General features: G+C 31.8%; 13 protein-coding genes. 3 read left to right on the top strand and 10 right to left on the bottom strand.

The genetic code is table 11. The annotated features are described in order from the left end of the window. The 8 genes from ACJMLH_RS07875 to ACJMLH_RS07840 all read right to left on the bottom strand — a co-directional run. Positions 1-2,069: AAA family ATPase (locus ACJMLH_RS07875; RefSeq protein WP_405276446.1), on the bottom strand; the 2,069-nt coding region annotated here is incomplete at its 3' end. Then, positions 2,066-3,334: an exonuclease SbcCD subunit D gene (locus tag ACJMLH_RS07870; RefSeq protein ID WP_405276444.1), complete on the bottom strand. Its 1,269-nt coding sequence runs from the start codon at positions 3,332-3,334 to the stop codon at positions 2,066-2,068. The genes ACJMLH_RS07870 and ACJMLH_RS07875, both read right to left, overlap by 4 nt. A 182-nt stretch (positions 3,335-3,516) precedes the next feature. Further along, positions 3,517-5,019 carry a helicase HerA-like domain-containing protein gene (locus ACJMLH_RS07865; protein WP_405276442.1) on the bottom strand — a complete coding sequence of 501 codons (1,503 nt, stop codon included), beginning with the start codon at positions 5,017-5,019 and terminating at the stop codon, positions 3,517-3,519. Beyond that, entirely contained in the window at positions 5,013-6,089 is a 1,077-nt protein-coding gene (locus ACJMLH_RS07860; RefSeq protein WP_405276440.1) for a DNA double-strand break repair nuclease NurA, read from the bottom strand. Before ACJMLH_RS07860 ends, ACJMLH_RS07865 begins: the two co-directional genes overlap by 7 nt. Positions 6,090-6,272: 183 nt before the next feature. Further along, the gene (locus ACJMLH_RS07855) at positions 6,273-7,025 is read right to left on the bottom strand and encodes a geranylgeranylglyceryl/heptaprenylglyceryl phosphate synthase (RefSeq protein ID WP_405276438.1); all 753 of its coding nucleotides are present in this window, start codon (positions 7,023-7,025) and stop codon (positions 6,273-6,275) included. 113 nt (positions 7,026-7,138) lie between these two features. Beyond that, a complete protein-coding gene (locus ACJMLH_RS07850) occupies positions 7,139-7,291 on the bottom strand; it encodes a 50S ribosomal protein L40e (protein WP_405276436.1) in 153 nt (50 codons plus the stop codon). A gap of 268 nt (positions 7,292-7,559) precedes the next feature. Continuing rightward, positions 7,560-8,087 carry a DUF367 family protein gene (locus ACJMLH_RS07845; protein WP_405276434.1) on the bottom strand — a complete coding sequence of 176 codons (528 nt, stop codon included), beginning with the start codon at positions 8,085-8,087 and terminating at the stop codon, positions 7,560-7,562. Position 8,088: 1 nt separating this feature from the next. Then, positions 8,089-8,754, bottom strand: coding sequence for a hypothetical protein (locus ACJMLH_RS07840; RefSeq protein WP_405276432.1), 666 nt, complete (start codon positions 8,752-8,754; stop codon positions 8,089-8,091). A 117-nt stretch (positions 8,755-8,871) separates the two neighbouring features. Between ACJMLH_RS07840 and ACJMLH_RS07835 the strand changes: the two genes are divergently transcribed. The 3 genes from ACJMLH_RS07835 to ACJMLH_RS07825 are packed head-to-tail and all read left to right on the top strand — an operon-like array spanning position 8,872 to position 10,599. Continuing rightward, complete coding sequence (locus ACJMLH_RS07835; protein WP_405276430.1) at positions 8,872-9,582, top strand: hypothetical protein; 711 nt, start codon at positions 8,872-8,874, stop codon at positions 9,580-9,582. Between the two features lie 10 nt (positions 9,583-9,592). Beyond that, positions 9,593-10,126 (top strand): nicotinamide-nucleotide adenylyltransferase, encoded by a 534-nt coding sequence (locus tag ACJMLH_RS07830; RefSeq protein ID WP_405276428.1) that lies wholly within the window; start codon positions 9,593-9,595, stop codon positions 10,124-10,126. A 35-nt stretch (positions 10,127-10,161) separates the two neighbouring features. After that, positions 10,162-10,599 carry a molybdenum cofactor biosynthesis protein MoaE gene (locus tag ACJMLH_RS07825; RefSeq protein WP_405276426.1) on the top strand — a complete coding sequence of 146 codons (438 nt, stop codon included), beginning with the start codon at positions 10,162-10,164 and terminating at the stop codon, positions 10,597-10,599. Positions 10,600-10,695: 96 nt separating this feature from the next. Here ACJMLH_RS07825 and ACJMLH_RS07820 read toward each other — a convergent pair whose 3' ends face one another. Then, positions 10,696-10,902 carry a molybdopterin-binding protein gene (locus tag ACJMLH_RS07820; RefSeq protein ID WP_405276424.1) on the bottom strand — a complete coding sequence of 69 codons (207 nt, stop codon included), beginning with the start codon at positions 10,900-10,902 and terminating at the stop codon, positions 10,696-10,698. 18 nt (positions 10,903-10,920) lie between these two features. Further along, positions 10,921-11,025 (bottom strand): TOBE domain-containing protein, encoded by a 105-nt coding sequence (locus ACJMLH_RS07815; RefSeq protein ID WP_405276448.1) that lies wholly within the window; start codon positions 11,023-11,025, stop codon positions 10,921-10,923. Positions 11,026-11,049 lie beyond the last annotated feature (24 nt).

The following is an 11,049-nucleotide window of genomic DNA, read 5'->3' as shown; positions in this document are numbered from 1 at the left end:
TTATTGGTGGTAATGTCTATCTGATTAATAGAAGTACCTATTTCTTCTTTGATTGTATTGAGCTGAGTCATTAAAGCATTTTTATTTTGAATAAAACCTTTAAGCTGATTATATTCTTCATTTTTCTGTTTTAAATCATTAATCCTATTTTGAAGTTCTGTTTCACTAATGTCTCCTGATAAATGAGGATCCTGCTCAATAGCCAATTTAATATTTTTAACATGGACATCAATGTCATTTCTGACCTGTTTGAGTTTAAATTGAACTTCAGTTTCATCACCTAGAACTTCTAAAGCCCCCTTGGCCTGATTATATTCATCATAAGCAGACTGGTGGCTTTCACGATTAGTTCTCACTTTGGCAATTTCCAAAATAAGTTCACCCAGTTTGTTGGTGATTATCTCCTTGGATTCAAGACCTTCATCAATTTTATTTAATTTGAGCAATTCCTTTTCCAAATGATTGACTTTCTGTTTGTATTCAATTATGCTTTTGGACAGGTCATTGATTGATGAAAGTTTTTCCTGATAACTTTCCTTGTCCTTAGTCAATGTGCGAACATCTTCCTCATTTTGAGTTATTAACTTATTATTGTCTTCTATTTCGTTTTCATATTGCTGTACCAGTTGATTTTTCTTTTCATCATCCAAATCTGATTGGCAAACTGGACATTTATTATCAACACCCTCCAATTCCTCTAATGGCTTTTCGGCAGATTTAATATTCTGTTTAAATACAACAATATCCTCATTTTTGGAAATGACCTCATTGGACAAATCTTCAATCTTTTGTGAAATTTCTTCAATAAATTCATTAGTAGTTTTTTCAAGACTATCAAAATCATCAATTTCATCCAGGTACTTTTCGGGCAAACCTGCTTGCTCAAGTTCATCTTTAGCATCAGAATAGAAATCTTCAATACTGTTTCTTTCAGTTTCAATGGATTTTAGAAGATCTTTTTTATCTTGCTCAAGTTTAGCCATTGTAGCCAAATCCTTTTCATATTGAACTTTCTTATTGTTTAAATTATTTAGTTCTTCATCAGATGCTAAGAATTTATCATATCCTTCTTTTTTATCATTAACTATTGCTTTTTGCTGAGCAATGGAATCCAATTTATCATTTATTCGTTTTTCTTCATCCTTTAAATTTTTAATATTGATAACTGATTTTTCAAAGTCAAGATAAACATCTAATTTAGAAACATATTTTTCCAATCTGGTGACTCTTTCTTCAGATTCTCTGATTTTATCAAGATTTTCCTGAACAGAGTGTTTGTTAGTTTCTAGTTTAGATAAATTATTTTTTTCAGTTTCCAAATTGCGAACAAGATTTTCATAAATTTCCTTTTCGGTTTCCATATCTCGTTTACTTTCGGAAATTTCTCTTAAAGAATTAGTGACATCTTCTATTTGCTCTTCAAGCTCATGGCCGTTATTTTTAAGACTTTTCAATTCATTCATTTTATTGTCATACTCATCTTTAAGGTCTTTTGAGTTGAATAATTTACCCTTTAGCTCAGCAAGTTTATTTTCATAATCATTAATAAGTGGAAGTAAATTTTTCCATGCCTTTTCAAGAGAATCTATGCCCAATAATTTGGCTATTAATAATTTTTTCTCTGCAGGGTTTTTATCAACCAATTCTGCAATTTCGCCTTGGCGGATGTAAATTGCATTTAAGAACAAATCAGAATCAATATCCAAAATTTGGCGAATTTCTTCATTAACTTCCTTATCACCAGTACATATATGTACAAAACCTCCGTCAGTAGAGGTTTTAGTGTAAATAGATGATTTTAAATTAGATTTCCTTTCACGTACTATCCTGTATTCCTTACCGTTGGAAACAAATTCCAGTTCTACAGACATGACATTTGCATTATTTCTAACCAGGTCATCGATTCTTTTGGCTGTGTGTTGTTTGAATAAAGCAAAGCTAATCGCTTCTAAAATTGTGGATTTTCCAGCACCATTTTCACCAACGATAACACTTATTCCTTTATTGAACTCAATAGATGTGTTCTGATGTGATTTAAAATTATTTAATTTTAATTTTGTGAAAATCATTCTAGAGCCCCCTTAAATGTTACTTGAACATCTTTTGATTTTTCTTCAGGAGTTTTCTCTTCAAGCATATCTTCAACTTCTTCAATTTCGGACCTCTCACTTCTGAACTCAACTTCCTCTTTTTCAGACTGATAATTTTCAATGAAGAACTGATCAATTAATGACTGTGATTCCTCCAGCTTATCTTTTGACAAATAGTCATATAGTTCAATAGCTAAATTATTGACATCACTGTTTTCATAACCTTCTAACTTTTCAACAATCAGTTCCTTCGGACCTACAGATTCATTATGAGAAATAATATCATCAATACTTTCTTCACCTCGCATATTAAATGTAGGCCTAATCATTAATGAGAGATCTCCAAGTTCCTCTTTAATCATTTCATAAACATAACCTGTATCAGAATCAACATTATTGATTTTTAACCTTAAAATAGGCAGATTTTCATAATCATTAATTGTTTCTTTGATGCCGGCAATGCCGCTTTCCAGATTATCATAATCAAGAGATCTTTCAATGAACTTGCGGGGCATGTCAATCTTTACCCTTTTAATTTGTGGTTTTGCTCCATCCAAGTCAACTACAACAAAACCTTTGCCATGCTCATGATAATCCTTTAGCTCATCGGTTTTCCAAATTTCTCCTGACCCAGGATATACCAGTTTACCTTTTCCAAAGTCAGATACAATGTATTTGTGGATATGTCCCAAAGCATAATAATCAAAATTATCCGGAATGTCACCAATCTCAAGTTCATACTGAATATTGAAATATGAATCAATACCCTGGTGTAGAACTAAAATGGATTTTTCATGCTCTGCAGCTTTTTTTGAAAGTTCCGCTAATTTTGATTTAAGTACATTACTTTTAGATGCCGGATAAAATGGCAATCCTGCAATAAAAACATTTTCATGCATATAATTGGTATTTATTGGGCTAATAACTTTCAAACCCATTTTTTTAAATATTACTTGTGGAGGAATAGCTCCTTTACGTACTACTGAATCATGATTTCCAGCAATAGCATACATTGGAATTCCTGCACCTTTCAGCTTTAGCAATCCTTTTTGGAATTCTAAAAGCGCCATAGGAGATGGTTTTTCGGTTTCGAATAAGTCACCACTATGTATGACAAAGTCTACTTTTTCTTCTATTATTTTATCTATAACTTTTCCAAATACTTCATAAAAGTCTTTTTCACGCTCAATTAAACCAAATTGGCGATAACCTAAATGAGTATCTGCTAAATGTGCAAATTTCATTATATTACCTTTTTAATTCAATTGTATATAACCAATTTAAACACTATAACAGTATTTAAGTAAATATTATTTTATTTGATTGTATATTTAATCTTTTGCAAAGAGAGCATTTGAGCAGTAATCAATATTGATTTTAAAATGTTAGATTGTGCGAAAATGAAAAAATAAAAATAATGGGATATTTAATAATCAAATCCCATGTCCAACATTTCCTGCTTATCACGGTCCAATTCTTCTTTTTGTCGTTGCTGGATATTTTTAAAATGGGATACAATATCCATATCATCACCATGACGGCGACCTTTAAACTCATCAATTTTGACAAGTGTTGGTACACGACTCATTAAACCTAAAACAATGGCTTCCCCTACATTTAAAGAAGGAAGCTGATTTACAAGATCCTGTGATAGGCTTTCACTTGCAGATTGAACATGTCTTTGATCTTCAGGTTCGACAAGTCTTAAAATAATCATGTTATTCATCTGAGACAATGCATCATGGTCAACTGTTTTTGGTGACTGACTTACCAGACAAAGACCCAAACCAAATTTACGGCCTTCCCTTGCAACTCTTTGAATCCATCTTTTAGAATCTGAATCACGTTTATTAGGTGCTAAAATGTGAGCCTCTTCGAGAATGAAAAATACGGAATTATTCAATAAATCTTCTTTATTACCGCTGTGGGCCGCATCTTTAGACCTTTGAAGTGAATTTCTTAAAATATGGCTTACAAGGACACTGGCTACAAACTCATCCACCTGACTTAAATCCAGGACATTAACATGTCCTGCTTTAATATTGGATAGGATATTTGCCGCATTTTTATCAAACAATTTGGAATACCTGTCCATTGAATCATCAATCTTATTCATTACATCAATGATTTGTTTTTCTGAACCTTCTTCAAGTGATTGTTCATACAAAATATCATACATTACTTGTAAAAAGTTATTAGTATTTGCCTTTCCATCTGAAAGCATTGCCTTAGCTTGCCTGAATGCTTTTCTAAAGTACCTTTCCTGAATATAACCATTAGATGGAATATTCACCAGTCTCTTTATTTCATTAAATGACATGTAATGAGGATTAATCTTTGGCGAAATTACATTAACATCACCGTTTGGAAAACTTGCATCCTTATATTCACCATGCATATCAAATACAAATACTGGAACGCTGTAGGATAAAAGCTGGTCAATTAAAACTGACACCGTATTTGATTTACCTGCACCAGTCATTGCCAGAATTGCCAGGTGCCTTGATAAGATAGGATTTGCATCAACATTTACATCAACATCACTTTGATTTACAAGAGAACCTAATTTTAAAGGATTTCTAACCTTAAATATTTCCTTTAAAATATCCTTATCGGCCAAACTGATTTCAGTTCCGGGAAGCACAGGTGTTCTAGGCAATCTTAGATTGTCGTTAATGTCACCGAGAATTTTAACTTTACCTCGGATATAATTATCTTCTACTCCAATACTTGAAATCTTTTGAATAGCTTTAAAATCATTTATATCAACATTTAAAGCATCATTACCTCTAACCAAGTTTTCTATCATCCCTAAGACTTTTTTGTCATCATATTCGATGGTGACATATTCACCTACTTTCGGCATCTTATCTGAGATGAATGTTACTTCTGTAAGTGAGGTTTCTCCAACACAAATTCCTACTACCATGACATCACTTCCCTATTGGTTGTTTCGTAAACTTTAGCTATCTTTAATAATTCTTTAATGTTTCTATCTGTTATCACAACATCATTGTGGGCTTTATTTAAGAGATATGGATATCCCTGAACAGACAAAACATTTATTTTCCTTATAATATCAAATACCTGTTTTTTTGATGCTTTATAAGGCAATTCCACTTTCAGAACATTTTTATTATCCTGAAGTCTGACATAAAATATTGTAAAAGTCAATCCCTTAAAGAAATCATTATAACATGGAAAAGCTGCCTTTTCATATACTTGGAAATCATCTTTAATTATTGACATTCCTTGTTTTTGAGTGTTTTTATCTAAAAATGCAATATCAGGAATATTCCAGTGAAACAAGGAATTATCGGATGAAGTTTTAGAAATTGAAATTATTTTCTTGCGATACTGTAAAATTTCATGAAGAAGTATAATCTTTTCGATTGAAGCTAAATGCAAATTGTATTCTTCTATCTTATTGGATTTTGCAGTTTTTGGAAGTTCCACCAATTGGAACGTATCCCTAATTTCCGGAAATATCAAACCATGTGACTTATAGTTTAATCTTCTCTCAAATTCATCCAATAGAATATCATCCAAGTTATTTCTGATTTTATCAGGTAATTTAGCGCTTCTTGGAAATGCATTTTGAAGGTCGCCCAAAATGGATCCGTCAAACATATAATAGTCAACATCATATTCTTTAATAGCTCTTAATGCACATTTTAACTCATAAACTGCCATGTAATTGCTTAAGAGTTCATCTAAAAAAGAAACATGGCCGATGTCAAAAATATCTGAATCATCGATTTTTTTAATTTTGCCATCATAAATTATGGATTCAGCACCAACAGCGCAGAAATTAGTTGTCAGAAATTTCTTTTTGTTGAAACTTCCATCTCCCGCTGCGATAATGAAATCATCAGAACTTTCACCGAATTCTCTATCAAACCACCTGCCGTTTAGCAGGGATTCAATATCTGTTTCTGATTCGAAATCATGGATAAATCCTCTTTTAGCGATGGCTTTCTCATATAGTGAATTTAACATAATATCTCCTTTAAGTAATTACGTTAATGTCTATCATTAAAATTTTTAAGAAAAACTTAATGAAAAATACATTTAATAATATTTTATACACACTAGCATATAAACTAAACCAGAGAGCATTTGATGAGTAATCCCAATATTCAATCAGAAATGTAAAAAAAATATGGGTAGAGCAGTTGGTAACTACTCTAGTGAAGCTTTTTTAATAGCTCCGGTTAATTCTTGAATTTTAGCTTGAACATCATCCACTTCTTCTACAACTGTGCCTGTTACAATGATATCCCCACCGGCTTTTGCAGCCATGTAAGCCGCTTTTCCATCACGGATTCCACCACCAACAACAAGTATGTTTTTAGGTGCGGCTTTTTTAGAATATGCAATCATTTCAGCCGGAATTGGTTCCTCAGCACCTGAACCTGCTTCAAGATAAAAGAATTTGATTCCAAATAATTCTGCAGACATTGCATAAACAGCAGGTATTTTAGGTTTGTTTCTTGGCACGAGATTTGCATCTCCAACCCAACCAACAGTTCCACCCGGTGAAACAACCATATAATGCATGGACAATATTTCCATTCCAGAAGCTTTAACTGCAGGTGCGGCAATTGCTTGAGCTCCATTAATCCAATGCGGATTTCTGGAATTTACATAACTCATGTAAAAAATAGCATCAGCATATTTGCTTACACTGCTAGTGTTTCCAGGGAAAATGATAATAGGCACTGCAATGTTTTCAGACAATATCTTACATGTATTGTCTACATCATCACCATTTACAGTAGATCCGCCAATCATAATTCCATCAGTTCCACCTTCAATAGCTTCTGTAGCTATTTCCAAAGCTTCCTGAGGAGTTTGTTCGTCAGGGTCGATTAAAGTAAAATGAATTTTTCTTGTTTTAAGAATATCTCTAATATAATTTTCAACGTTCTTCATAAAGATTACCTAAAATAAGATTTATTAAAAATGATATATTAAATTAATTGTTTGAAAAATAGATTAAATAAAAAAATTATAAAAAAAATAGAAAAAGAAATAAAGAGAAAAATCTATGTTCCTCTTGGTTCTTTAGCTTTGAATCTTAAACCTTTGTAACCGCACTTTCTACAAGTAGTTGCGCCAGCAGGGTTACGAGCATTACATTTTAAGCAGATTTTTACATTAAACATTCTGTTTTCTGCTACTTCAAATCTTTGTGCCATTAATAACTCCTCCTATAATCATGAAAATTTAGTAATAATAATCGTTATGAAATCAAAACCAATACATCAGTCTTCATAACTATTAATTAATTATTTTATCTTAATAGTATTTAAATGTTTAGTAAAAAACACTCAAATTAAAGAAATAATCCTTTTATAAATTTTTTCATTTTTTAAGAAGTGGAAAAATATCTTTCAGATTCACAAACCTACTAGACAATAAAATATCAAATTTTCAAAATGAGTTAAATTATTTTCAAAAAATGAATCATTCAGAACCTATTCCATTTTCTGAAAGAAACTCATTTTGAACTTTGACAACCTCAACGCTGGTATCAACCTCACTATATGCTTCAAGCAGTTCATGATTGAGTTCTAAAAAGGTGTGTCCCCATTTAAAACCATCCATCAACTCCCTGGCCTCATCTTTAAAACGAGTAATATATAAAGTGGCGGAAATGGCCTCTACAGTTGATAATATGCAAGGTTTGCCATAGTTAACAGGATTTGTAGCTATTAAAAACGGCAGGGATCTGTGATATTTAGAAAGAGAAAAGAATTTTTTGGAACTTGTCACATCATTCCATGAGCAGTCAAGCCCTACAATTCCCCTTCTATGCACATATCTATAGTCTTCATATGATACAGCTTTTTCTGCATAGGGATTTAAAACTATGGCCCCTGAAGGTATTTTGTTTATATTATAAACTAACCTGCATTTGCCCATTTTCTCCATTTTGATAGAAGTGCATTTCTTTCTATCGCATTCATCCGCATGAAAAACTGTAATTTTCATATTAACCATTTAAAGCTGAAAGATTACCTGCCTTATATTGATGAATCAGGTCAATTTGTTGAGAAAATTCGTCTTCAGTTAATCCAAACTCTTCATTAATTTTTGGAACATCACTGCTTTCTTTCAAGCTAATGGATTTGAGTAAAGGTTCAACATATTGTTTGTAAGCCGGACTGAACATTTTTCCAGAAGCATCAACATCACTTTTGCTATCAAAGATAATATATATCAAATATCCTTGTTTTTCACCTTGAGACTGGCAGATTACAATATTCATTGTTTCATTGCTTGTATTGTTGGTGTTGTTTCCAGGTATTGCCTGAGTGAAGTAGATATTCCAGTCATGACCATTGAATGATCTTTCATCAGGATTTGTAACTCCCTGAATTTCATATATTTCCATTAATGCTGTGGAATTGTCCACAGTTGAAATATTATATGTAATGTGATGATTCTTATCTTCATAAGAATGCATGAATTTCTGTGAGTCGTTTACTAAACTTACATTTCCAACGAAACTTCCTTCCATAAAATCAGTTTTTAATGGAGTAGTTCCTTGATTGTTATTACTATTTCCATTTAACATTCCAGTAGCAAAAATTATTCCCGCAATTGCTATGACAGCAATAATTGCTACTGCGATTATTATCATATTCTTATTTTCCATTATGAAGACTCCATAATATTGTTAATTAAATATTTTATCAAAAGTCTTTAATATACTTTATTTTGATTAAAAAAGTATTTTAATTAATAAAAACAAAAATTAATAAAGGTTAGACATATGAATAAAAAGACTCAATATCAATTACTATTATTGGTTTTAGTAATAATTGTGGTGTTTAATGTGGCAATCCTAATAACTGCAAATGATGCTAATTCAAATAATGTTTATAATACCACTGTCATTGGAAAAAATGCCAATGGTACTGTTTACAAAATTGTTGCCGGAAATTCATCGTCTAATGAAACTGTTGGTATCATATTGGGAGTCCATCCAAGAGAACATGAAATTCATGAAGCTGTGAATAGAACTGTTTCCAATATCACTTCAGAAAACGGTGATCAAAACTTAACTAAAAAATATGTAATATACTATGTTAAGGTAAAGGATGAATTGACATCACGTCAAGATACAAGATTTGCCGGTGAAGAATTATCACATAAATATGTTGTTCCAAATATGGCAAAGGACAAGCCGTTTATTGTTGTTGATGTTCATGAAATAGATCCTATTTATGAGTATTCCAATTTCCTGTTCAGCCTTTCAAATAGAACTCCCCAAATGAAGGGATATATCAATAAATTATCAAGCGATATGGGCATAGTTGACTTTAACTTTACTGAGGGAACAAGTCCCGAGAAAGTTACAATGCCAATAGCTAACAAAGGAATACCAACTATTTTGGTTGAAACTTCAATTACAGATAGCTTATCTGATAAACAGGATACTGCTTACAAGTTAATTTATAGCTTAGATGAATTAAGTCCTTAACGTGATTAATATGAAAAAAGTTAGAGGAATATTAATTGGTAGAATGCAACCTGTCCACAACGGACATATGCAAGTAATCAATAGGATTTTAGAGGAAGTAGATGAAATTATTATTGGAATCGGAAGTGCGCAATTGAGCCATGAGCTTAAAGATCCGTTTACTGCCGGTGAACGTGTTGTTATGATTAGTCAGGCATTAGCTGAAGCTGGCGTAGATGCAAGCAGATATTACATTATTCCAATGCAAGACATTAATTTCAATGCCATTTGGGCATCTCATGTTAAAATGTTAACTCCTCCTTTTTCTATTGTTTATTCTGGAAATCCATTGGTTAAACAGTTGTTTTCAGAAGAAGGCTTTGAAGTCAGGCAGCCTCCGCTTTACGACAGAAAGCGCCTATCAGGAACTGAAGTTAGACGAAGAATTATTGAAGGTGAAAATTGGGAAGAATTAGTTCCCAAAGCTACAGTAAATGTAATTTCAGAAATAAAAGGACTTGAAAGAATTAAAAATTTATCAATCAAAGAAGTAAGTGATATATAACATGAGTTATATATTTTAATTTTGGAGACAATATTATGGTCGTTAGAGTTATCGAAGCAAAAGAAGATAAAGTTACAATGGCTGATTTAATAGCCGAATTGAAAAAAAGCAATAAAGTTGATTATTCTGGAGCTATCTTTACTTTTGAAGGAATAGTTCGTGGAAAAGAAGAAAATATGAACTTGGAAAAGTTAATATTGACTACACCAGACAAGCAAAAAACCCAAGCTGAAATTGAAAAAATAGTTGAAAATGTTAAAATTAAATACAATGTGTTTGAAATTTCTGTTATCCACTATATCGGTGAGTTTTACACCGGAGACATGTTATTTTTAGTTGCAGTTTTAGGCGGGCACAGAGGAGAATCTCTTGATGCTTTAAAAGAAGTTATTGAAACTGTTAAATATGATGTTGAATTTAAAAAAGAAGAAATTTCCAAAGAAGGTACAAAAACCATCCTTGCAGGAGGATAATTTTTAATTAACCTTCTTTTTTTATTAAACTTATTTTGTTAATATTTTATTGTTAAAAAAATAAATTGAGATTATAATACTATTTTTATCCCAAACTTATTTTCCGATGATTACTTCAGTAGATTTAATAATAGCAGTTACGTCATCGCCTTCAGTCAAACCTAATTTTTCAGCAGATTCTTTAGTGATAACAGCAGTAATAACATTAGGTTCTGAAACTTCAATTTTAATATTAGCCATAACAGCACCGAGATCTACAGCAGTAACTTTACCTTTTAATTGATTTCTAGCACTAATATCCATTTTATTGGCCCCTTGAATCTATTTACCTACAATTACTTCAGTTGACTTGATGATAGCGCATACATCATCACCTTCTGCTAAACCTAATTTCTCAGCAGACTCTTTAGTGATAACAGCAGTAATAACATTAGGTTCTGAAACTTCAAT

It is taken from the genome of Methanobrevibacter sp., from assembly GCF_045116495.1.
Classification (GTDB): domain Archaea; phylum Methanobacteriota; class Methanobacteria; order Methanobacteriales; family Methanobacteriaceae; genus Methanocatella.
This window is presented reverse-complemented; position numbering and strand designations above follow the sequence as displayed.